21 protein-coding genes are annotated in these 21,354 nt (G+C 61.1%); 8 read left to right on the plus strand and 13 right to left on the minus strand.

The genetic code is table 11. From position 1 onward, the window contains the following. Position 1 precedes the first annotated feature (1 nt). The 5 genes from FQV27_RS13945 to FQV27_RS13965 form a co-directional block, all read right to left on the minus strand. Entirely contained in the window at positions 2-448 is a 447-nt protein-coding gene (locus tag FQV27_RS13945; RefSeq protein ID WP_147099623.1) for a MarR family winged helix-turn-helix transcriptional regulator, read from the minus strand. Positions 449-460: 12 nt separating this feature from the next. Beyond that, positions 461-1,747 carry a TRAP transporter large permease gene (locus FQV27_RS13950; RefSeq protein WP_147099625.1) on the minus strand — a complete coding sequence of 429 codons (1,287 nt, stop codon included), beginning with the start codon at positions 1,745-1,747 and terminating at the stop codon, positions 461-463. 9 nt (positions 1,748-1,756) lie between these two features. Continuing rightward, a complete protein-coding gene (locus tag FQV27_RS13955; protein ID WP_147099627.1) occupies positions 1,757-2,236 on the minus strand; it encodes a TRAP transporter small permease in 480 nt (159 codons plus the stop codon). After that, positions 2,233-3,252 carry a TRAP transporter substrate-binding protein gene (locus tag FQV27_RS13960; protein ID WP_147099628.1) on the minus strand — a complete coding sequence of 340 codons (1,020 nt, stop codon included), beginning with the start codon at positions 3,250-3,252 and terminating at the stop codon, positions 2,233-2,235. Before FQV27_RS13960 ends, FQV27_RS13955 begins: the two co-directional genes overlap by 4 nt. A gap of 121 nt (positions 3,253-3,373) precedes the next feature. Continuing rightward, positions 3,374-4,000 carry a nucleoside/nucleotide kinase family protein gene (locus FQV27_RS13965; protein WP_147099629.1) on the minus strand — a complete coding sequence of 209 codons (627 nt, stop codon included), beginning with the start codon at positions 3,998-4,000 and terminating at the stop codon, positions 3,374-3,376. 168 nt (positions 4,001-4,168) lie between these two features. On the opposite strand from FQV27_RS13965, the gene FQV27_RS13970 reads away from it, so the two are divergent. The 6 genes from FQV27_RS13970 to FQV27_RS13995 all read left to right on the plus strand — a co-directional run bounded on the left by FQV27_RS13970 (position 4,169) and on the right by FQV27_RS13995 (position 9,238). Further along, on the plus strand, positions 4,169-5,125 hold the full coding sequence (locus tag FQV27_RS13970) for a PDR/VanB family oxidoreductase (protein ID WP_147099630.1): 957 nt from the start codon (positions 4,169-4,171) through the stop codon (positions 5,123-5,125). A gap of 11 nt (positions 5,126-5,136) precedes the next feature. Beyond that, positions 5,137-6,456, plus strand: coding sequence for an aromatic ring-hydroxylating dioxygenase subunit alpha (locus FQV27_RS13975; protein WP_147099634.1), 1,320 nt, complete (start codon positions 5,137-5,139; stop codon positions 6,454-6,456). Continuing rightward, complete coding sequence (locus tag FQV27_RS13980) at positions 6,453-6,920, plus strand: aromatic-ring-hydroxylating dioxygenase subunit beta (RefSeq protein WP_147099637.1); 468 nt, start codon at positions 6,453-6,455, stop codon at positions 6,918-6,920. Before FQV27_RS13975 ends, FQV27_RS13980 begins: the two co-directional genes overlap by 4 nt. Further along, on the plus strand, positions 6,917-7,636 hold the full coding sequence (locus FQV27_RS13985) for an SDR family oxidoreductase (protein ID WP_147099640.1): 720 nt from the start codon (positions 6,917-6,919) through the stop codon (positions 7,634-7,636). Before FQV27_RS13980 ends, FQV27_RS13985 begins: the two co-directional genes overlap by 4 nt. A gap of 86 nt (positions 7,637-7,722) precedes the next feature. After that, positions 7,723-8,232, plus strand: coding sequence for a MarR family winged helix-turn-helix transcriptional regulator (locus FQV27_RS13990; RefSeq protein WP_147099642.1), 510 nt, complete (start codon positions 7,723-7,725; stop codon positions 8,230-8,232). A 310-nt stretch (positions 8,233-8,542) separates the two neighbouring features. Continuing rightward, positions 8,543-9,238: a sugar transferase gene (locus tag FQV27_RS13995; protein ID WP_147099644.1), complete on the plus strand. Its 696-nt coding sequence runs from the start codon at positions 8,543-8,545 to the stop codon at positions 9,236-9,238. Here FQV27_RS13995 and FQV27_RS14000 read toward each other — a convergent pair. From FQV27_RS14000 to FQV27_RS14015, 4 genes are all read right to left on the minus strand, one after another. Further along, a complete protein-coding gene (locus FQV27_RS14000) occupies positions 9,210-10,604 on the minus strand; it encodes an O-antigen ligase family protein (RefSeq protein WP_147099647.1) in 1,395 nt (464 codons plus the stop codon). The two genes, FQV27_RS13995 and FQV27_RS14000, sit on opposite strands and share 29 nt — an antisense overlap. Then, entirely contained in the window at positions 10,601-11,434 is an 834-nt protein-coding gene (locus tag FQV27_RS14005) for a glycosyltransferase (protein ID WP_147099650.1), read from the minus strand. The genes FQV27_RS14000 and FQV27_RS14005 overlap by 4 nt, the downstream gene beginning before the upstream one ends. Beyond that, on the minus strand, positions 11,431-12,447 hold the full coding sequence (locus FQV27_RS14010; protein WP_147099653.1) for a Wzz/FepE/Etk N-terminal domain-containing protein: 1,017 nt from the start codon (positions 12,445-12,447) through the stop codon (positions 11,431-11,433). The genes FQV27_RS14005 and FQV27_RS14010 overlap by 4 nt, the downstream gene beginning before the upstream one ends. Positions 12,448-12,731: 284 nt before the next feature. Then, positions 12,732-13,760, minus strand: coding sequence for a glycosyltransferase family 2 protein (locus FQV27_RS14015; protein ID WP_147099656.1), 1,029 nt, complete (start codon positions 13,758-13,760; stop codon positions 12,732-12,734). Between the two features lie 220 nt (positions 13,761-13,980). On the opposite strand from FQV27_RS14015, the gene FQV27_RS14020 reads away from it, so the two are divergent. Continuing rightward, positions 13,981-14,931, plus strand: coding sequence for a glycosyltransferase family 2 protein (locus tag FQV27_RS14020; RefSeq protein ID WP_186827311.1), 951 nt, complete (start codon positions 13,981-13,983; stop codon positions 14,929-14,931). Then, positions 14,918-16,033, plus strand: a complete 1,116-nt coding sequence (locus tag FQV27_RS14025) for a glycosyltransferase family 4 protein (RefSeq protein WP_147099660.1) — start codon at positions 14,918-14,920, stop codon at positions 16,031-16,033. The genes FQV27_RS14020 and FQV27_RS14025 overlap by 14 nt, the downstream gene beginning before the upstream one ends. A gap of 24 nt (positions 16,034-16,057) precedes the next feature. Here the strand turns inward: FQV27_RS14025 and FQV27_RS19285 are convergent, their stop codons facing one another. From FQV27_RS19285 to FQV27_RS14045, 4 genes are all read right to left on the minus strand, one after another. Continuing rightward, positions 16,058-17,545, minus strand: coding sequence for a cellulase family glycosylhydrolase (locus tag FQV27_RS19285; RefSeq protein ID WP_147099662.1), 1,488 nt, complete (start codon positions 17,543-17,545; stop codon positions 16,058-16,060). Between the two features lie 75 nt (positions 17,546-17,620). After that, positions 17,621-18,724, minus strand: a complete 1,104-nt coding sequence (locus FQV27_RS14035; RefSeq protein ID WP_147099664.1) for a cellulase family glycosylhydrolase — start codon at positions 18,722-18,724, stop codon at positions 17,621-17,623. A gap of 47 nt (positions 18,725-18,771) precedes the next feature. Beyond that, positions 18,772-19,806: a hypothetical protein gene (locus FQV27_RS14040; protein WP_147099666.1), complete on the minus strand. Its 1,035-nt coding sequence runs from the start codon at positions 19,804-19,806 to the stop codon at positions 18,772-18,774. A 14-nt stretch (positions 19,807-19,820) separates the two neighbouring features. Beyond that, a complete protein-coding gene (locus FQV27_RS14045) occupies positions 19,821-21,266 on the minus strand; it encodes an oligosaccharide flippase family protein (RefSeq protein WP_147099668.1) in 1,446 nt (481 codons plus the stop codon). Between the last annotated feature and the right edge of the window lie 88 nt (positions 21,267-21,354).

A 21,354-nucleotide genomic window follows, 5' to 3' on the forward strand; every position in this document is an offset into this window, starting at 1 on the left:
GTTATTGCGACGGATCGGTCATAAGCTTGCGGAGCAGGTCGTGAAACTGCGTCGTATCCGCAGGTCCAAGCCGGTCCAGCACCGCCGTCTTTTCATGCGCCTTCGCCTGCGCGACCATATCGGCAGCAAGCGCGGCACCTTCGGGCGTCAGCGTCACCTCGACACTGCGGCGGTTATGGGCGCTGCGCTGCCGGTCAACCAGCCCGCGCGTCTGCATCCGCCCGATCATGTGGGTCAGCCGCGACTGTTCCATCAGTGACAGACGCGCCAGTTCGGTCACGGATGCCGCGCCCCGGTCATGCAGGCAGGCCAGCACCCGCCATTCCGGCACTGACAGCCCCTGTTCGGCTGCGATCCGGTGGAACCCTGCGCTGACATTCGCGCTTGCCATCGCCATCAGAAACAGCGTGTAGCTGTCCAGAAACCCGCCATTGGCCTCGTCGCTCATCCACGTCCCCACTTACATAGACCGCGGGATCGCCAAGGCCAGGATCGGGAACAGGATCAGCAAGATCAGCCGCAAAAGATCCAGAATGACAAACGGAACCACGCCCCGGAAAATCTGTCCGATGGGCACATCGCGCGCCACAACCCGCAGCACGAAGACGTTCATCCCCATCGGCGGCGTGATGTAGCTGAGTTCGGTCGCCACGACAAGAAACACCCCGAACCAGATCGGATCGAACCCGAGCGCGGTGACGATTGGAAACAGGATCGGCGTGACCAGCATGACCATGGACAGGCTTTCCAGCAGGCTGCCCAGCACCAGCAGCATCAGCATGATCATCAGAATGACGCCGAGTGGCGGCATATCCAGCGCCAGCACCCAGTTGCGAATATCCGTCGAAAGCCCGGACAGGTTGACGTAGTTCAGGAAATACAACGCCCCGAACAGCACGAAGAACATGACGGCCGTGGTCTTGCCCGTCTCGAACAGGGTGTTCAACGTGGGCCGCCATGTCAGCTTGCCGCGCAGCGCGGTCAGAAGGATCGCGGCACCGGCACCCATGCCGGCGGCCTCGGTCGCGGTGAAGACGCCCAGATAGATGCCGCCCAGCACAAAGGCGAACAGCAGCAGCGCGGGCGCCACGCCTTTGGTCGCGGCAAGGCGCTCGGCCAGTGACAGGCGGGGCAGATCGGCGATCTTTTCGGGGCGCATGACCAGCGACAGCCGCACCGCCAGCATATAGCCGATGACCCCAAGCAGGCCCGGTATAATCCCGGCCAAAAACAGCTTGCCGATATCCTGCTGCGTGAGGATCCCATAGATGACAAGGATGACCGAGGGCGGGATGATGATCCCCAACGTGCCGCCCGCCGCAATCGCCCCCGTTGCCAAGCTGTCGGAATAACCGTGCCTCCGCATCGCCGGCAGCGCGATACGGCCCATCGTCGCCGCCGTCGCCAGCGACGATCCGCAGACGGAACCGAAGCCGCCGCAGGCGACGATGGTCGCCATTGCCAACCCACCCTTGCGGTGCCGCAACCAGGCATTGGCGGCGTCATAGATTTCGTCGGCGATGCCCGATTGCACGATCATGTTGCCCATCAGCAGGAACAACGGCACCACCGACAGGGTATAGCTGCGCCCCGCATCGGAATAGACCTGCCCGATCATCGCAAGCGCGGGGTCGATGCCGATGATGCTGGCCACACCACCAAAGCCAATCAGCGTCAGGCAATAGCCGATGGGGATGCCGGAAAACAGCAGCGCGAACAGGATCGCGGTTCCGATGGGCCAGTCCATAGCGCGCCCCTAACCGCCCTGCGGTGCGCGTGTCACCGCAAGTGCCGCCACGATGACCGCCGATACCGCGCAGACCACGGACGCGGCCTGCACGACCGGCCCGACCGGGATGTGCAGATAGACCGTCGTTTGGCCATAGCCCGTCAACCGCGCCCCGTGTTCCCACATCTGCTTGGCGATCAGCACCAGTGCCACGACCGCGCAGGCCCGCGCCGCGAACAGTTGCACCGCGCGGCCCGTGGGGCCAAGCTGATGTGACAGCAGATCGGCTGTGACATGGCCGTCGTCCAAGCTAAGCGCTGGCAGACCGGCGAAAATGACCGCCATGACCAGCAATTCTGTCAGCTCAGCCCCACCCGGCAACGGCGCGTTCAGCAGATAGCGTCCGGTCACGTCCATCACGGTGATGCAGGTCAGCGCCAGCAGCATCACCCCCAGAATGATCGCCGTGGCTGTGCCGACCCGCTGGCGCAGGTCGGCGATCTTCATGGCTGCGCCTTCGCCAGTTCTTCCTGAAACATTGCCAGCGCCGCATCGAAATCGACGCCCTTCGCGGCATAGTTCTGCCGCACGCGGTCATAGATCGCGTCGGCGTCGGCCTTGAAGGTCGCGATCTCCTCCTCGGTCGCGTCGTGGAAGGCGACCTTGCCCTCCAGCGCGGCCAGCCCGGCGGCATCGGCCGCGTCCCAGGCCCTGCCTGCCATCCGCGCCAGCGCCTGACCCGAGACCTGTTCGATGGCCGCCCGATCCGCGTCGGACAGACTGTCGAACCGCGCCTGATTCATCACGAAGAAGAAGGATACGTTATACATCCCCCCCGGCACGCGCAGGCCGTGTTTGACCAGCCCGTCCAGCTTGAAGAAAGGCACGGATTCGTAGGGAAAGACGATCCCGTCGGCCACGCCGTTCGACAGCAGTTCATAGCTTTCGGACGACGGTGCCTGAACAGACACCATGCCCAGCCCCTGCACCAGCTGATCGGTCACGGCGCCCGCAACCCGGATTTTCGCGCCTTGCAGGCCGTCCAGCGGAGAGACAGGGCGTTCGGTAGTGAACAGATGCCCCGGACCGTGGCCAAACAGGCCCAACACCTTGACCCCGGCATGTTCGCCTTTGTCGGCCAGCATGTTCGACCAGACATTCCACAGCGCGACCGAATTCGCCTCGGAACTGGGGGTCAGGAAGGGCAGTTCTGCGATTTCGGTCAGGGTGAACCGCCCGGGTGTATAGCTGTGCGCTGAAAAGCCCAGATCGGCGGCACCGCTGGCAACCAGATCGAAATGCGCGGGCGGTGGCCCCAGCGGCGCGTCAAGGATCTGGACAGCGACCCGCCCCTCGGTCGCTTCGGACACCTGTTCGGCCCAAGGGACCATGATGTCCTTGACCACCGGATGCGAAGGCGGCAGCCAGTTCGACAGCCGCAACGTCACCTCTTGCGCGCCGGCACCCGCCCCGAAGGCCAGTGCCAGCATGGCCGGCAGAATGAATTTCCCCGTCAGTCGCATGATTGTTCCTTTCGTAGCGTGTTGCTGCGATTCCCGGACTCAACCGTGCCACCGCCTGATATTTCAGGCAAGAAAAATATGAATATTCACTATTTCGAATTCAAATAACCATCCGAAGCACCTAGGAAGGATGCAGAAGATAATCAGGAGAGATGCTGTTATTCACGGCCATGCGCCCGTTCGGCAGGTCGTTCTCATCCAGCTTGAAGGCGATTTCCGCCTCGGTCAGGCCATAGTCAACCCAGCGCTTGGTCAGGCGACGGCGCAATTCATCCTCTGGCACCTCAATGCGCACGGTCACGTCGAAAAGCGGTCGCAGGCTGGGCCACGGCGCGTCGTTCAGAAGCAGATAGTTGCCCTCGACCAGGATTATCCGTGCCTCGGATGGGATGATCCGCGCGCTGCCACGAGAGATTTCCAGGTCGCGGTCGAATACCGGCACCGCAACCGCGCCTTCGCCGGGATCGCGCAGACGGATCAGCGCGCTTCGCAGCCCACCCACATCATAAGTGTCCGGCGCGCCTTTCCACGGCCTGCGTCCCATCTGGTGCAGCAGCCCGTCATCGTAATGAAACCCGTCCATCGGAAGGATCGCAGCAATATCCCCCAGTGATTCGGCCAGCTTTTCGACCAGAGTCGACTTGCCCGACCCCGGTGCACCGACGATTGCGACGATCCGGCGCCCCGGCATGTCCAATTGCTGCTTGCAGAGCGACAGCAACCCTTCGAAGTCAACGTCTTCTGACATATCCTACCCCATTCTCTGCGCATCTTCCTAAGGCAGTTCGCGTGGCGCGCCAATTTCAAACGGCCGCCGCCAAAACATGAATTTTCACTATTTCAAACTTAAACCTTGACGAAAGCCGGACCCGTCACGGATAGTTTTGCATGACCCACACCCAGCAGGGATGAAGGCATGACTGATTTGACTCTGATCGTCCGGCGCGCCGAAGATGCCGGGGAACTGATCCGGGAAATCGAACTTGGCCCCAGCGATGACGGCACTTTGCCGCCGTTTCAGGCGGGGGCGCATATCATTCTGGCGCTGCCCGATGGCGGTGAAAACGCCTATTCGCTGATTGATCTGGACGGCGATCCGTCCGCGCCCACCAGCTATGTGCTGGGCATTCGGCGCGATGATGCGGGCGCCGGCGGGTCGCGCTTCATGCACGATCTGAAACCCGGCGACAGCGTCACCGCGAGCCTGCCGAAGAACCACTTTCAGCTGGATCCGGGCGATGCGCCGGTCCTGCTGCTGGCGGGCGGCATCGGGGTGACGCCGTTGATTTCAATGGCCGCAGCGCTTGCACGGCAGGGGCGCGCGTTCCGGATGATCTACGCCAGCCGCTCGCCCGAGGCGGCGGCCTTTGCCGACAGGCTGACCGCCGCGCATGGCGACCTGCTGACGCTCCATCACGACACCCGTGACGGCGGACCGCTTGACGTGGCCGCCGTTATCTCAGACCTGGACCCGGCCGCCCATGTCTATGTCTGCGGCCCGAAACCGATGATCGATGCCACCCGCGCCGCAATGGACGCTGCGGGCCGCGCCGACACCCAATTTCACGCCGAACTGTTCGAAAATGCCTCTCACGAAGCAGGCGACAAACCGTTCGAGGTCGAAATCGCCTCGACCGGCCAGATCATCACCGTCCCCGCCGACCAGACCATTATCGAGGCGCTGGAAGCCGCAGGCGTGGACCTGATCTATGACTGCCAGCGCGGTGATTGCGGCATCTGCCAGACCGAGGTGCTGGAAGGCATCCCCGACCACCGCGACGTGGTGCTGTCCAAGGATGAACGCGCCAGCGGCAAGGTCATGCAGATCTGCGTCAGCCGCGCGCTTTCCCCCCGTCTCAAGCTCGACCTGTAAAGGAGACAGCCATGACCGAACAAAACCTTCAATCCCGCGTCGATGACCTGATCCGCCCCCAGCAGGTGCATCGCGATGTCTATACCAGCCCGGACGTCTATCAGTTGGAAATGAAGCATCTGTTCCCGAATTGCTGGGTCTATATCGGCCATGACAGCCAGACCCCGAACAAGGGCGACTACATCACCGCCCAGATCGGCGACCAGCCGCTGCTGATGGTGCGCCATACCGATAACGAAATTCACGTTCTGTATAACCGCTGCCCGCACAAGGGCACGAAGATCGTCATCGACAAGGCGGGCAATACCGGCAAATTCTTCCGCTGCCCCTATCACGCATGGTCCTTCAAGACCGATGGCTGCCTTTTGGCGATCCCACTGAAGAAGGGATACGAGGGCACCGGGCTGGAGGAGACAGAGGCCGCAAAGGGTCTGGCCCATGTCGGCGAGATGCGGAACTATCGCGGCTTCGTCTTTGCCCGGTTGGCAAAGGAAGGCATCAGTTTCGAGGATTTCTTCGGCGATTCCCTGTCATCTCTGGACAATATGGTCGATCGCTCGCCCGAGGGGAAACTGACCGTCGCGGGCGCGCCGCTGCGCTATATGCACAAATGCAACTGGAAGATGCTGGTCGAAAATCAGACCGATACCTGCCACCCGATGGTCGCCCACGAATCCAGCGCAGGAACGGCGGTGAAGATCTGGGAGGAGATGGAGAAGCCGGAAGGCACGCCCACGCCGCCCGCCATGCAGATCATTGCGCCCTTCATGTCGCCCTATGAGTTCTTTGAAAACATGGGCATCCGCACTTGGCCGAACGGGCATGGCCATACCGGCGTGCATCACTCGATCCATTCCGACTATTCGGACATTCCCGGCTATTACGACGCCATGATCGAGGCTTACGGCGAAGAACGGGCGCAGGAAATTCTGGGCGAGAACCGGCACAACACCGTCTATTTCCCCAATATCATGATCAAGGGGCCGATCCAGCAGCTGCGGAATTTCATTCCGCTGGGTCCCGACAAGACGCTGGTGGAAAGCTGGATCTTCGCGCTGGATGGCGCGCCTTCCGAACTGACCGCCCGCACGGCGATGTATAACCGGATGATCAACGCCCCAACCTCGATGGTGGGGCATGACGATCTGGAAATGTACGAACGCGCGCAGGAAGGGCTGATGTCGGACGGGCTGGAATTTGTGAACATCCAGCGGCTGTACGAAGACGGCGAGGATTTCACCGAAACGGCCGAGCTGAACGGCACCACCGAACGCCAGATGCGCAACCAGTTCGACGCATGGAAACGCTTCATGCTGGGGGGTGCGGCATGAACCGCGAGGAGGTCACCGATTTCATCTATGACGAGGCATGGATGCTGGACGAGGGCCAGTTTCACGAATGGCTGGACCTGTGGCTGCCCGACGCGGTCTATTGGATGCCGCTGAACTGGAACCAGCAGGACCCGATCAATGAAACCTCGCTGCTGTATGAAGACAACTTCATGCTGCGCCTGCGGATCGAACGGCTGGCCGGCGCGCGCACATTCAGCCAGAAGCCGAAAAGCCGCTGCCATCATGTGCTGAACCGCCCCCGCATTCTGGAACTGACTGAACACAGCGCCAAGGCGGTGACGAAAATGCACTATGTCGAGACGCGGCTGGACGAACAGCAGATGCTGGCGCTGACGGTGACCCATGACCTGAAAGCCACACCGGACGGCATCCGCATCGCCGGCAAGCGCGTCGATATCCTGAATTGCGACGCCGCATTCGGCAATATTCAGTTGCTGCCATGACCGAATACACAGCCGTCATTACGGGCGGAAACAAGGGCATCGGTGCCGATCTGGCGGCAGCGATGGTGGCGAAGGGCTGGCATGTCGTCTCATTGGCGCGGCATACGGGCGAGGCGGCTGAAGTCGAACATATCATCTGCGACCTGTCCGATCCGGTCGCCGTGGCGCAAGCCGGCGCGGACATCGCCGCACGCCATCAGGTGACTCATTTCGTGCAGAACGCCGGGATCATCCTGCCGAACCTGATCGAGGACGCCCGACCCGAGGATATGCTGGCGCTGACCCAGCTTCACCTTGGCGCGGCGCTGTCCCTGACGCAGGCATTTCTGCCCGCGATGAAGGCGCGCGGCTTTGGGCGAATCCTGTTCAACGCCTCACGCGCGGCACTTGGGGCGAAGACCCGCACTGCCTATTCGGCATCAAAGGCCGGGATGATCGGCATGGCGCGGACATGGGCGCTGGAGCTGGCCGAACATGGCATCACCGTCAACGTGGTGGCCCCCGGCCCGATCCTGACCGACAATTTCTGGGGCATCGTGTCCAAGGGCAGCGATCAGGAAAGCGACCTTGCCCGCCGTATCCCGGTTGGACGGCTGGGCACGGTCGATGATGTGACCCGCGCCTTCATGTTTCTGGCCGATCCCGATGCGGGCTTCATCACCGGGCAGACGCTGTTTGTCTGCGGCGGTGCAAGTATCGGCACCGTCCCGATCTGAGCGGGTTGAATCTTCGCGCTCGAAATATTTATGGTTAAGATACTGCCTGTATGTTCGCGCAATCCGATATGTTGAGAAGTTCTTTCATGACCGACGCTGCCGCTGTTTCCCCTGAGTCCGCCGACGATGCGGCAACCCGTCGGCTTCGGCTGTGGATCAGGATGCTTGGCGTCACCCGCCAGGTCGAGAACGAATTGCGAGAGTTCCTGCGGGTCGAACACGACACCACACTGCCGCGCTTCGACGTGATGGCCGCGCTGCACCGCTGGCGCGACGGGCTGACGATGACCGAGCTTTCGCGGACCCTGCTGATATCGAATGGGAACGCCACGACTGTCGTGAACAGGCTGGTGAAAGACGGACTCGTCACGCGCATACATTCCGAGGAGGACCGGCGGCGCATTACCGTCAGGCTCACCCTCGAGGGGCTGGAGATGTTCGAGGCCGCGGCAGTCGAGCACCGGGAGCATGTTGACCGGCTTTTCGGCGGCCTGGACAGCCATGACCTCGATATGATGCGCGATCTGCTGCGCCGGCTTCGCGCCGGGCTTTCGGCGAACGACGCAGCCATGCCGCCCGACGATCCGCAGAGCTGACGCGACCGACAGGCCGGTCCTTTAACCAATCAACGAAGGTTTAGTCGCAACCGCCCGCTTCACGAAAGCGGGCGGTTTGTCGCTGTGTCCCCCGGCGCGTGAACTGCAACATATTCGACAAAATACAACTGCAGATAGTTTTAACTACCCATAATTAAACATACCGATCTGTTTGGCTGATATTCGCTAACGCTGCACTGCAGCGCTTTACAGGGGAACCAACCGGCGTTAACGAACCTTAACGGGTGGAGCTGCCCGGAAGTAACGAGCTGTGTGGCAGAGTAACACACGAAACTGATGGTGAATCTGAATGATTACGTCGGAAAATCAATACCTTACCCATCCTGCGGGTAACACGCGTAACCTTTCCCGCCGGCAGCAGCCGGACGACGGGCTATACCGGAATGGCGGCAAAAGGTTACTGGATATCGCTGCGAGTGCATTCGCTCTCGTAATTTTGACCCCGCTTCTGGTTGTGGTCGCGTCGATAATTTATCTCTATGATCGCGGTAAGCCGATTTTCGTCCACAAACGTGTGGGCCAAGACGGCAACAGCTTCGGCTGCCTCAAGCTGCGCTCGATGGAGATGAACGCGGAAGAGCGTCTTAACGACCTGCTCGCCGCGTCGCCTGAAGCACGTGCGGAATGGGAAGAAAGCCAGAAACTGGACAACGATCCACGCATCACGCGCGTCGGTAATTTCCTGCGCAAAACCAGCCTGGACGAGCTGCCTCAGCTTCTGAACGTGCTGCGTGGCGAGATGAGCCTTGTCGGACCGCGCCCCATCGTTCAGGACGAACTGGCACGCTACGGCGAGCACGCCACGTCGTATCTGAGCCTTCGCCCCGGCCTGACCGGCCCGTGGCAGACCACTGGTCGCAACGATGTCAGCTATGACGAACGGGTGCAGATGGACGTGGCTTACGCACGCGAGATCACCCTGATGGAAGACCTGCGCATCATGGTGATGACGGTTGTTACGATGCTTCGCCGGACGGGGAAGTAATCCGGTGATGCCCAGAAGATCGGGGCGGGCGCGGTAGCGCCAGCCCCACTCCAAGCGCGATCCAGCCGCCGAAGAACCGGAAGCTGTCGATGCTTACCCCCAACAACATCCAGCCGATCAGGGTCATGGCCACCGCAAGGTGCATCCTGCCCAGATACGTTGCGCCATCTGCCATGAACAGAGAGCGCAGCAGCGTCGGCACGATCGCCAGCATCCAGAACAGATAGCCAAGCAGTCCGACTTCGGCCAGCAGGCGCACATGCAGCGAATAGACCGGCGGCCAGCCGAGCTCGATATCCGCCTCGGTTACGTAGCTGCGCACCTCCCAGCTTCGCATGTCGTCCATCTTGATATAGTTGGGGTAATTGAACCCGTACTGACCGAAGCCGATTCCGAAGACCGGGCGGTCGTGGAACATCGCCATGCCCGCGCGCACCGCGGCAAGGCGCGTCACATTGGACATGTTTTCATCGCCGCCAGACGGGTCGATCAGGCCTTCCGAGCTGCCATACTCGATCATGTTCGAGACTTTCAGCACCACGTTCTCACGCACGCCGGGTGTCGCGAATACCGCTAAAGCCAGAACAAAACATGCCGTCACGCAATGCAGCAGCAGATCCTTACGGCGACGCATGAAGGCCAGCATCAGGATCATGAACTGCAAACCGATCACCAGCATCGCCGTGCGCGATTGGGCAAGGAACATCGACACGACGACGATGCCCGCATAGATGAACAGCTTCTTTCCGGTGGCGCGGGTCATCGCGAACGGGAAGATAAAGCTCATCATCACAGCGGCCCAGGACGCCTCGAAGGCAGTCATGCGCATGCGGATCGGATAGAAGTCGTTTACCTCGGCATGAACCAGCAGCGAGAGCCCGCCGTAAAACTGCGACAGGCCGGGGATTCCATACCAGGATGTGACCTCAAGCACGCCGACGGCGGCCATGGTCAGAAGCGCGATCTCTGCCCCGCGCGAGATGTCGCGAAGCTGGTCATAGCGCGAGAGGTTGTAGAACACCATCACGACCATTGCGCCAAGGGCCACTGACATGCCTTGCGTGATGACCCTGCTCATCCCGCTGCGACCCTTGAAATGCGCGGTCGAAACCTCGCCATAGTTGATAGCGACGCTGATGACGATGGTCGCAATGAAGGCCAGAAAGATTATCGTGAAGCCGGTCGGCAGGGCGATCTGCCCTGGCCGGCGCAGGAAAAGCAGGAAGGCGACCGGGAACAGATAGCTGAATCCGTCCTTCGCCAGTTCGCCCAAAGGCAGAAGCGGCCTCAGGTCATTGAAGACCGTCGAAACGATCAGCAGAATGACCATAAGACGGGGCAGCATCCGCCCCGCAGTCTGGGTCATTTCCAGACCTTCTTCTTCACCGCAGTCATCCAGTCGAACGGAATCGCCATGAATGCCAGCGTCCGCGCGACACCCAGATAGGCATGCGGATCGGCCCAGCCGAAATAGGCACGCTGGACGCCAAGCCGTGACACGAGGTTGCGTTTGCGCTTCGCGGCCGTGGTGCCGGTTTCGCTGACGATATACTGGGTCAGCACCTCGGGAAGGTTCGCGATCCGGTGCTTGCGGGCCATGCGGACGAACAGATCATAATCCTCTGCGGTTCTGAAGCTGTCGGAATAGACGCCGATATCCTTCAGCGCAGCGCTGCGAATCATTATGGTCGGATGCAGCATGGCCGGGACATATCGCTGCCTGCGCTTCATCGCTTGAAAGTCGGTGGGGAAACGCAAAGTGAACAGGTATTCGCCATCATCGTTTACACAACGCGCCCAGGTGCCCAGAATCCCGACATCGGGGTTCTCCTCCATGAAGGCCAACTGCTTCTCGAACCGGCCCTCAAGCGGAATATCGCCACAATCCAGACGCGAAATGTAGCGATAGCCGGCTTCGAAGATCGCCTCGATACCCGCATTAAGTGCGTGCTCGATGCCACGATTTCGATCCAGCCGCAGAAGTTTCAACCTGTGGTTGCCAACCTGCTCGGGCGCGGTGATGACTTCCGGAGAGCCGTCATCGACCACGACGATGTCGAAGGGGAAGGTTTCTGCTTCCAGAATGCGAAGCGTCTCAGTCAGGCCCTGCTGATCGCGAAAGACCGGGATCAGCACGCAGATATCGGGCCGCGCGGCGCCGGTATCGGCCGGGAGTGGCGCAGTATCGTCCATCATGCCCCCGCCTCCTGCAGCCGACGCGCGTTCCGGTTGCGGCGCAGCCGATCGCGGATCAACCCGATTGACAGGCCCAGCAAAAAGCCCGTGAACACCCCGAGCACCAGAAGGATAGGCTTGATGTTGAAACCGCTTGGCCGGGTGGGCACAACGGCGGGCGAGAATAGCTGAACCGCGATTTCGGGCTCGCCCATACGGCTCTGGATCTGGCGGTGTTCCAGAAGCAGCTCCTCATAGACGCGCGCGGTGGCATCAACCTCACGTTCCGCCTCGCGCTGGCGCGCATAGATCGAGGCGTTTTCCGCAATCGCTTCATCCTGCTGGTTAGACGCCCAGACATCCGACCGCTGCCCCAGAAGACGAAGCTTCTCGCGCATCGTCTGGGCGGTGATTTCAGAGCTTTCCAGCCCATCGGTCAATTGCACGATCTGACCGGAAAGATTGTCGAGCATCTGCGAATAGACCTCGTTGCGCATCTCCTCGCGGTAATCGAGATATCCGTGCGCGACCGCATTGGCCGCGCCTGCGGTCAATTCAGGCTGCTCCGCGCCATAACTCAACGAGATCACGAAGGAGCGACCGCTGTTATTGACCTCCAGATTCTGGCGAAGGGTGCGCAGCAATGACTGGTGCGTTTCCTCGTCCAGGCTGTCCAGATCGCCGACCGGCGTCGGCACATTCGCCGAAACGGCAAGCTGATCCAGAACCTCTGGCGACATCTTGCGCAGCGCATGTTCCAGAACGACCGGGGTATGAATGCTTTCGACGATGGTTGCCGTCGCGCTCGCCTCGCCGAACTGGTCGGGCGTCTGGTCATCGACCGTGATCAGGCCGGATCGTCCGGCGTCCGAGATAAGCTGCGCCGTCGCGGAATACCGGTCTGGCATCGTCCCCGCAACATAGTAGGCGCCAGCGCCTCCAAGAGCGGCAAGCAACAGAACAATCAGAAGATTGCGCCATAGAACGACGAAAATGTCCCAGAACGTGAATGAGTCAGGGGCTGCGCGCATCATCTGCCTTTCCGAGGGGGTGACACGTTACCAGTCACGTGGCCATCAAGCGCAGAGCCCGCAGGACAGCGATGCCGGATCGTCAAACACAAATCTTTCTGGCCCAAACCAGTCACCTTTCAACACCAACAGCGTCCGCGCGGTCAGGCGCTGACGCAATTCTCTTAACCCGATCCATGCCCGAGGTCGAGAAAGCGAAAACCGTTAAACTTCACGAAACGCGGCGTTTCGGCAGCTTTAAGCGGATTTTCGTCTGCTCTTTGTCCCTTTTCGTGCAGTTTTCGGCGTCAGGTCGGCTGCGCGGCCCCGCTTTCACGGGCCGATTCCGCCAGCGCAACGGCTTCACGGTCAAGGCGGTTCCAGCGGTCAAGGATATCGCTTCCCTCGCGGGGCGCATCGGCGTCGCCCGAAGCCTTGCGATACCCTCGCCTGAGCAGCGCATAGCCACGTTCGCCAAGCAGCATGCTGATCCCGCGGCGCACGGTTTCGCGCGGGGCCACCGGCGGCGAAAGCGTGCGCATCAGCGCCACGAACGCCTCGCGCCGCCTGCCGGCATCCGCCAGCCGCCACACCCGGTCCTGCAGATAGTAACCACTTTTTGCGGCACCCGACCAATCGTGGTTTTCGCGGCGGAACCAGTCATAGGACAGGTCAATCGTTTCGTGCCCGGTGGTCAGGCGGTCCTTGCGCGGCGTCTCTTCTTTCGCGAGGGCCGGTTCGGGCGAGATGACGAAACCGATGCCACCACGATCAAGGCGCATCGCAAGGTCCGTATCCTGATTGACGCGCAGGCTTTCGTCGAACGGATATTCGCGCGCGATTTCGGCGGGCATCGTCAGCATCGAGGTTTGTATTCTGCCGCCATCGCGATAGACATACTCGACCAGCGACGAACCTTCCGGCCATTCGGGCTGAACCGACGGCCGTATCTCTCCATCGACATGAAGAACTGCGCCGCTGACCAGCACCTTCCGCGCATTTGCCGGGTCGGCATAGAAGGTCTTGATCCGGTCATACCGCCCCGGAAGCCAAAGATCGTCTGAATCCAGAAAGCTGATATGGCTGCCCCGCGCCTCAGCCGCGCCGCGATTTCGCGCGGCCGAGCCGCGCAGATGCCGGTCCTGACGAAGAACGCGCACCCCCATCGATTCAAGCAACGCGTATTCAGCCGAAAGATCTGTGTCGGAACAGTCATCGACGACGATGATCTCGATCTCGTCCCCTGTCTGGTCCCGAAGCGACAGGACGGCCCGCAACAGCGATTCGGCGCGGTTGCGGTTTGGGATCACGACCGAAAGCAGAAATGTATCATCCATGAATTTGTCCCGGCTGATAGAACTGGATACGAACCCGCTTCCCCTGCCCGAGTTCCATCAAGGTCGCAAGCCCGGCGGGGCGCAAACCCGCCGTCTGGCGGCGTTTCGCCGGAATCGTCTTGCAGCGCGGGCTGCAAAATCTAGGATGCGCCGACCTTCGCGACCCTGCTGGACAGACAGGGACCGCATTTCCCGAGTTGACCTGTTCGATGGACGCCCGATGACAGAAGCCCAGCAAAGCCACGACGTCGCAGCGAAGCGGCCCTATTTCTCGATCATCATACCGGCCTATAACCGCGCGGACAAAATCGGACGTACGCTTCAATCCTGTCTGGCACAGACCGACCCGGATTTCGAAATCGTTGTGGTTGATGACGGATCAAAGGACGCCACGGCCGAGGCGGCAGAGGCTGTCGGGGACCCCCGCATTCGGGTCGTCCGGCAGGCAAATGCGGGCGCGTCGGCAGCGCGCAATCGGGGCGGGGCCGAAGCCCGCGGCGATTATCTCGCGTTTCTGGATTCGGATGACGAATTCCTGCCCGACAAGCTTGCACGGGTCAGGGCGGCAATCATGGCAACGCCGGGCGGGGCGCCTGCGGTCTGGTATTCGCCGCTATACTTTCATCGCAGCGACGAAAACCGCATGGTCAAACCTGACCGTGCAATCGGCCCGAATGAGCCTGTTGGCGACTATCTTTTTGCCGCCGACGGGCTGATGCAGACCTCGACTCTGGTTGTGCCTCGCGGACTTTTCGCACAGGTCAGCTTCGACACCAGTCTGCGCTGCCTCGAAGACCTCGACCTGTGCCTGCGGCTGGAAGAAGCAGGGGCAAAATTTCACATGCTGCCCGAACCACTGGTCATCTGGTATGACGAACAGGCAGAGGGGCGACTGTCCTACACCACCCGCCCCGAGGAGGTGGCGGATTGGGCGCGGCAGCAGGCCCCGCGCTTGACGCCCAAAGCTGAAAGCGGCTTTCTCGCGCGTTTCCTCGTGCCAGAGATCGCCCGCGCGAAACCGCGCAAGGCCATGTCCATATTGCGGCGCGCCGTGGCAACCGGGGCGCTTTCGTCGAAACGCGCGGCGGCAATCCTGTTTCGCGGCCTGGCACCTGCAACCTATCGCCGTCTGCGCGATTCAATCGTGAAGGTGCGTCATGGCAGAAGCTGACGGCAAGACACCGACCCGTATCGTTCACGTGACCGAGGCGCCGCTCGGCGGCGTCGTGTCCTATCTGGAAGAACTCGTCGCGGCCCAGATCGAAGGGATGCCTGACACGCAGATCGACCTGATAACACCTGAGATCAACCTTCCCGCGCTTGAGCAGTTGCACGGGCCGAATTTCCGCATCATCGGATTTCCGATGAAACGCGGCTCTGCCCGCGACCTGTACGGGTTGGCGCGGCGCACGATCCGCCACCTGCGGGAAAGGCGCCCCGAGATCCTGCATATTCATTCCACCTTCGCCGGTGCCGCGATCCGCGGAATGTCACCGCTGATCCCGCGCGGGACCAAGGTTGTTTACTGCCCCCATGGCTGGGCATTTTCGCGCCAGGGCAGCCGGAAGATGCAGCGGGGAACGGCACTTGTGGAACGCGCGCTCAGCCTTGTGACGGACCGCATCGTCTGCATTTCGGAATACGAACGTCAGGCGGCGCTGGATATCGGCATCGCCGACAAACGGCTTACCGTGATCGACAATGGAATCAGTCCTCGCGACATTCTGCACGAACCCACCCCGCCCCAGCCGGGCGCGCCGCGCATGATCGCCTTTGCGGGCCGCTTTGATCGCCAGAAGGGTTTCGACACCTTTGTCGAGGTGATGCGCCAGCTTGGCGACGAGGCGCGTGGTGTGGCAGTCGGCAGCGCCATCGTGTCGTCGGACGAGATGCCTGATCTTCCGGGAAATATCGAACTTCTCGGGTGGCAGCCGAGGGACGAGGTTTTCGCCCTTTATCGCCGCGCCGACCTGCTTCTGATGCCGTCCCGCTGGGAGGGCTTCGGACTTGTCGCGGTCGAGGCGATGCAGGCCGGGCTGCCGGTCTTTGCCAGCCGCGTCGGCGGGCTGCAGGATATCGTTCTGGACCGCGAGACTGGGCGGCTTTTCACCCCCGATCGGCCCGATGAGATCGTCAGGATGATCCGCGAGACGAGCGACCAGGATCTGACCGAATATGGTCGGCATGGGCTGGAGCGATACCGCGCCCATTACACGGCGGAACGTATGGCAAAGGAAATGGCCGGGCTTTATCGCGAGCTTCTGTCGCAATAAACCCGGCCCGTTTTAGCGCGCTTGCTACAGGATCAGATCGTCGGCGGTGATGTTATAGACCCCGTTCAGTCTGATGCTGAAATCGTACTTCCCATCGCCGTTCGTGTCGCCCTGCACGTAGGTATAGCCGTTCGACTTGTCGATATAGACCCCTACCTGCCCGGCCTTGCTGAGGTAGCTGCCCCCGATGAAGGTGAAGGACTGGTTTCCGGCGACATGCGAATTGGCATCAAAGGATGAGATGTCCAGCAGATCATTCTCGCTCTGGTCGAAATCGGTGATCCGGTCATAGCCCACATTGCCTTCGAAAATGAAGGTGTCAGCCCCGTCACCACCGGCCAGTGCGTCATTGCCGGCACCGCCATAGATCTTGTCATTGCCGGCCCCGCCGCCGATCTGATCGTCACCGGCACCGCCGAAAAGCGTGTCGTTGCCGCCATGGCCGCGCAGATAGTCATTGCCGCCCTTGCCGTCGATACGATTGTCGTCATCGGTGCCGTTCAATGTCTCGCCGTTCATCGTTCCGATGATATCGACCACGATGGGCTGGGCGCTGACGGACGATACGTCGTTGTCCTGATTCCCGAGCGTGCGGAAGGTCGAATAGGCAAGCTTCTGGTTGCCCGATGAATCCAGCAGGCCGAACCCGGTATCCAGCGCCGAGTCCTGATAGCTGAACCACATGATCGGGCCAGCCCAGTCGTATGATTTCGCCAGTTCCACCGCTTCGCTCAGGATCTGCGCCTGCTCCGCCTCGGTCACGGTGACCTTGTTGCCCCAGGTCGGCGCGCCCATTTCGGTCATCCAGACCTGCTTGTCGGAATCGCCATTGGCAACCATCGTGCCGCGAATACCTGTTTCCATGATCTCCCAGCCGTTCCAGGAGGCGTTGTTTTTCGGGGTCAGCGGATAGGTGTAGGGATGATAGCCGACCGCGTCGAAGTAATCGCCGCCGCCATTGGCATAGATCTGCTTCAGATAGTCGACCGCACCCCACATTCCGTTCCCGGTCGATGGCACCGCCGCCAGACCGCCGGTAATCACGGTATCGTCGGCATCGACGCTTTTGATCGCCGTGTAAGTCTGCTTCAGCGCCGCCGTATAGTCTGCGGGATCGACGCCGTGCTTGTTCTGTTCGTTCAGAATCTCCCAGTAGTTGACCTTGTCGCCATAGCGTTGGGCCGCGGCCTTGGCGAAATCTGCAAGCGCCTTCTGGGATGCCGCGTCCGACAGCGTGTCATCCAGCCATGACGGCACGTTATTCAGAACCGCGACCACTTCCATGCCCGCCGCGTCAATGGCGTTAAAAACCCGGTCGACTAGCGTCCAGTTATAGCTGCCATTCGCCTTGGGCTGCACGAGATCCCAGTGAATGTCGAGCCGAACCCAATCGACGCCAAGCTTTGCGTAATCTGCAAGTTCCGCCTGCATTTCCGCGTTCGAACTGCCCAGCAGTTCGCCGAAAGGGGTCGCCATGCCGAGCTGACCCGGAGTCACTTTGCTAACAGCCATAGTATCACTATCCGTTCTGGTTGAAGTCCATCCGGTGTTTCGTCCCGGATTCAGCCACAACCCTAGACTGTGTCGCTACTCGCCCCCCACAGGATTATGCTTAAAACTTTCCTGAAACGCATCCCAAGCAGGTTTTCGCCGAGAATTTTCATCAAGAATACCGAACCATAGCTCATTATCGCCGATGTCGCCGCCAACGTCCCGAAATGCATACCAGAAGAGCGGCCCAGACCAGTCCGAATCGCGCGCTAGCTTCACCGCGTCGCGCAAGTATTGCGCCTGCTCATCCTCGCTGACGCCGCCTTCGCCCTCGTTGGTCGGCGCGCCGAACTCGGTTATCCAGATTTTCTTTTTCTCGTCGCCATGCCGCTGCATCACGTTGCGCAGCGGACCGCTCATCATGCCCCAGCCATTCCAGCGCCAATCGGGATCGGGCGCATCGGGATAGCTGTAGGGGTGATAACCGACGGCGTCGAACGCGTCCCCGCCGCCAGCCTTGTAAACCGCTTCCAGAAAGGCGGGGGCGGTATAGTGCTGGATGTCGAACGGCGGGCCGGTCCAGCGTGCCGCGGCCATACCGCCCAGAATCACCGTCGCGCCGGGGTCCTGCTCTTTAATTGCCTTATGGGCCGCGATCAGGATTTCGGCATAGGCAGCTGGGTCGGGATTGGGTGGCCAGTTTCCGGCAAGGTTGGGCTCGTTCCATATCTCCCAGACCCGGATCCCACGCGGGCGATAGCGCTGCACCGCAGCCGTCAGGAAGCGGCCGAAGCTTTCGGGATTGGCCGGCGTCGACGCGCCCTGCTGATCCTTTTTTGCCCAACCGGGCGTGGTGCCGACAACCGGCAGAAGCTGGATGCCATATTCCGCTGACAGATCGACGATCCGGTCAAACTCGGACCAATCATAGGCGCCCGGACCGTTAGCCTGCACATCGGCCCAATACAGGTCCGTACGCAGCCAGCGCACGCCAAGGGTCACGTAATCGGCGAATTCGGCGCGCAGATCCGCCTCGTCCCGATTGCGATAGCTGTTCATCCCGACGGCGATTCCGGGCGTGCCGGACGAAACCGGTGCTTCGGGCAGAACCGCCTGCGCAGACGCGCTGCTGCAATGCCAGACGCTGCTGGTCAAAAGTGCCACCGCACCAAGCCCGAAAGACCTGCGATCGAGTTGCATGGCAATCTCCTCTCGCTATCCGCGGAACCGGAAACAGAATGGTCGCGTCAGAGAATACGCATTCTGCGCAAACGGCCCATGACGCGCGTTTCCCAGTGAAGACGCCCGAACACGCGCAGCACCTTATGAACCAGCGACCGGCGCTGAAGAATGCGCGCAGGCAGTGTCAGCGCGCCCGGCACCGCAACCCATTCAGGCCGCGGAATACCGGACTTCGTATCCAGCGCGGTAAGTCCGTCCAGATAGTTGTCGATGATAAGCTGGGCGCCGCGCCGGGCCTTGGCAGGCACATTCTCGGGCGGCTCCAGCCAGGGGTTTGTGTTGATTTCGAAAATCTGCGGATGGCCGTTGACGACAGCATAGTCGGCACGCCCGTATTCAATCCCGGCCACGTCAAAGGCGCGTCGCATGACCTCCATATCCTGCTCGCCGCGCAGGAAGGCGATTTCCTCTTCCGGCTGGGGCACACCCGCCGGATCGGTATACTCGCCCTTGCAGACCCAGTGCAGGCTGACATCGCGCGCCGCCGGGAACAGCCGGTCGCCGATGCGCATATATGACCGCTTCTCATGCAGGCCGTCAGCGTTCCGCGCGTCGATATATTCGGTAATCCCGTAGCCGCGCGGCGAAGGCAGCGCAGCGATGGCCGCCGCAAGTTCATCGGCGTTATGCAAAAGCTGGGATTTCGGGCCCTCATGATCCTGTACACCGCGCAGGAAAACCGGGAAGCGAAGTTCGGATGCGGGCGTATCAATGGGAACGAGGCGGAATTCGTTGATGCCTGCGGCGTGAAGCCGGCTCATCGTTTCCATACGGTCAACGATCTGGTCAGGGCGGTTCAGAACCCGCAGATCAGGGCGCTTTTCCAGAAGCGCATCCAGCCGCGCGATGCTGCCCGCATATTTCGGCGGCGTCAGGCGCTCGATATCCAGAAACAGATACGTCGCGACAGGCAGTTCCGGCAGTGACAGGAATTCGGTGTAGGAGAGGATGAAGATGCGTTTATGCAGGCCGTGCGGACGTGTCTCAAGCACATCGCGGACGGCATACTGATGATCCTCGGAAAGGACGAAGGCAAGCAATTTGGGGCTCTGGACTAGTTACCGCGCATAAGCTGGAGGAATTGCATCAGGCAACGCCGACACACCACCAGCATGGCGAGCGGATATACGATCACACCGCACAAGACAATGGCTACCAGATTTACAACCGAAACTTGTGCCGGGGTGCCGCTGAAAAACAACCATTGAATCACGCCCGCCATAATCAGCGCGCCGATCCAGATGCGCAGAAGCTGATTCAGCGGCGGCCACAGGCTGCGCCCCGATGCCGGTACCGCGAATATCAGCGCCGCGATGACCTTCGCGACTTCGTAGCTGACGAAGGCGATTCCCGCCACATTCGGAATGCCCAGTTTCGCCGCGACCACGAAGATCAGCACCATCGCGATCAGCGAGAACAGGCTGCCGAACAGGCCGAATTCCGGCCTGCCAAGCGCAGAATACCCCGAAAAGTAGAAGTTGAACGGGAACGAGAAGGCGACCGCGAGGCACAAAAGCTGCGACAGCGGGATAGAGCTTTCCCAGCCCGGCCCGACCAGCATCGGCAGCAGAACCGGAGAGCTTACGGCCAACCCGACAAAGGCGGGCACGACAACGAAGGCGACGCCGGTGGAAATCTCTGCCGCCTTGGTGGTCAGCTTGCGCGCGTCGTTCTGCATCCGCACCAGCACCGAAAACACAAGGTTGTGCCCGACGCTCAGCAAGGCTGAACGAAGCGGATCAACGATACGCAAGGCAATATTCAGCATGCCCAGAATCGCCTGCCCGAAAAAGCCGTTAATCAGGAAGGACAGCGCCGCCGGCCCTGCATTCGTCGCCAGCACATCGGCAAGATGCAGCCACGAGAAACGGAACAGCTCGCGGAAGCGGACGCCATGCCAGCGCATCGGAACCCAGATCCGCTGGCCGCGCCACTTCAGAATGCCAAGCGCAAGGACAGGATAGAAGACGTTCGGCAACAAACGTTGCAGAAGAAGCGCATAGACACCCCAGCCCGCGAAGGCCGCCAGAACCGCGACGGCGCAGGCCAGAACGGTGCTGAGCGCATTGCTGGTCGAAAGATCGACGAATCGCCTGTGCCTTCTCGCGATCGCGCGCGCGACCGATCCCGGCCCTTGCGCGAAAAGCAACAGGCTGGAGATGACGAGCGCGACGGCGAAGCCCGGTGCCTTCGCGAAATGTTCGACCACCGGCCCGAAAAGTGCGGAAAGTCCAACGCAGATGACCGTCAGCACCGCGGACACGAAAAGCGCAGTTTCCAGATGGGTCGTGTAAAGCTTGCGCCTCTGCGCCAGCGATTCCTCGAACGGCAGGCCGATAAAGGCGGACATGATCGTCGTCACGCCAAGAACAAGGCTGGCCAAGCCGAATTCCTCGGCGGTCAGCAGGCGTGCCACGACCATCGTGCTGCCAAGCTGCACGGCAAGGCGTGTTATCGTGTCGGCGGCCGATGCACCGATCCAAAGCTTAAAACTCGCCATCACTACCCTCGGCAATCCGGCCGCTAATGCAGCCAAATCACAGCACAGGCAAGCGGGGATTGCCCGTGCATCCCTCAATCGGTCAAAG

Source organism: Paracoccus aurantiacus, from assembly GCF_007993065.1.
GTDB lineage: Bacteria > Pseudomonadota > Alphaproteobacteria > Rhodobacterales > Rhodobacteraceae > Paracoccus > Paracoccus aurantiacus.

What these genes read in the sequence shown, in the direction of transcription:
- FQV27_RS19285 (WP_147099662.1), bottom strand. Translation starts at nt 17,545, where the DNA reads ATGGCTGTTAGCAAAGTGACTCCGGGTCAGCTCGGCATGGCGACCCCT.
- FQV27_RS14045 (WP_147099668.1), bottom strand. Translation starts at nt 21,266, where the DNA reads ATGGCGAGTTTTAAGCTTTGGATCGGTGCATCGGCCGCCGACACGATA.
- FQV27_RS13995 (WP_147099644.1), top strand. Translation starts at nt 8,543, where the DNA reads ATGATTACGTCGGAAAATCAATACCTTACCCATCCTGCGGGTAACACG.
- FQV27_RS13950 (WP_147099625.1), bottom strand. Translation starts at nt 1,747, where the DNA reads ATGGACTGGCCCATCGGAACCGCGATCCTGTTCGCGCTGCTGTTTTCC.
- FQV27_RS14005 (WP_147099650.1), bottom strand. Translation starts at nt 11,434, where the DNA reads ATGATGGACGATACTGCGCCACTCCCGGCCGATACCGGCGCCGCGCGG.
- FQV27_RS14010 (WP_147099653.1), bottom strand. Translation starts at nt 12,447, where the DNA reads ATGATGCGCGCAGCCCCTGACTCATTCACGTTCTGGGACATTTTCGTC.
- FQV27_RS13980 (WP_147099637.1), top strand. Translation starts at nt 6,453, where the DNA reads ATGAACCGCGAGGAGGTCACCGATTTCATCTATGACGAGGCATGGATG.
- FQV27_RS13970 (WP_147099630.1), top strand. Translation starts at nt 4,169, where the DNA reads ATGACTGATTTGACTCTGATCGTCCGGCGCGCCGAAGATGCCGGGGAA.
- FQV27_RS13965 (WP_147099629.1), bottom strand. Translation starts at nt 4,000, where the DNA reads ATGTCAGAAGACGTTGACTTCGAAGGGTTGCTGTCGCTCTGCAAGCAG.
- FQV27_RS14015 (WP_147099656.1), bottom strand. Translation starts at nt 13,760, where the DNA reads ATGGATGATACATTTCTGCTTTCGGTCGTGATCCCAAACCGCAACCGC.
- FQV27_RS13955 (WP_147099627.1), bottom strand. Translation starts at nt 2,236, where the DNA reads ATGAAGATCGCCGACCTGCGCCAGCGGGTCGGCACAGCCACGGCGATC.
- FQV27_RS13990 (WP_147099642.1), top strand. Translation starts at nt 7,723, where the DNA reads ATGACCGACGCTGCCGCTGTTTCCCCTGAGTCCGCCGACGATGCGGCA.
- FQV27_RS13960 (WP_147099628.1), bottom strand. Translation starts at nt 3,252, where the DNA reads ATGCGACTGACGGGGAAATTCATTCTGCCGGCCATGCTGGCACTGGCC.
- FQV27_RS13975 (WP_147099634.1), top strand. Translation starts at nt 5,137, where the DNA reads ATGACCGAACAAAACCTTCAATCCCGCGTCGATGACCTGATCCGCCCC.
- FQV27_RS13985 (WP_147099640.1), top strand. Translation starts at nt 6,917, where the DNA reads ATGACCGAATACACAGCCGTCATTACGGGCGGAAACAAGGGCATCGGT.
- FQV27_RS14000 (WP_147099647.1), bottom strand. Translation starts at nt 10,604, where the DNA reads ATGACCCAGACTGCGGGGCGGATGCTGCCCCGTCTTATGGTCATTCTG.
- FQV27_RS13945 (WP_147099623.1), bottom strand. Translation starts at nt 448, where the DNA reads ATGAGCGACGAGGCCAATGGCGGGTTTCTGGACAGCTACACGCTGTTT.
- FQV27_RS14025 (WP_147099660.1), top strand. Translation starts at nt 14,918, where the DNA reads ATGGCAGAAGCTGACGGCAAGACACCGACCCGTATCGTTCACGTGACC.
- FQV27_RS14020 (WP_186827311.1), top strand. Translation starts at nt 13,981, where the DNA reads ATGACAGAAGCCCAGCAAAGCCACGACGTCGCAGCGAAGCGGCCCTAT.
- FQV27_RS14035 (WP_147099664.1), bottom strand. Translation starts at nt 18,724, where the DNA reads ATGCAACTCGATCGCAGGTCTTTCGGGCTTGGTGCGGTGGCACTTTTG.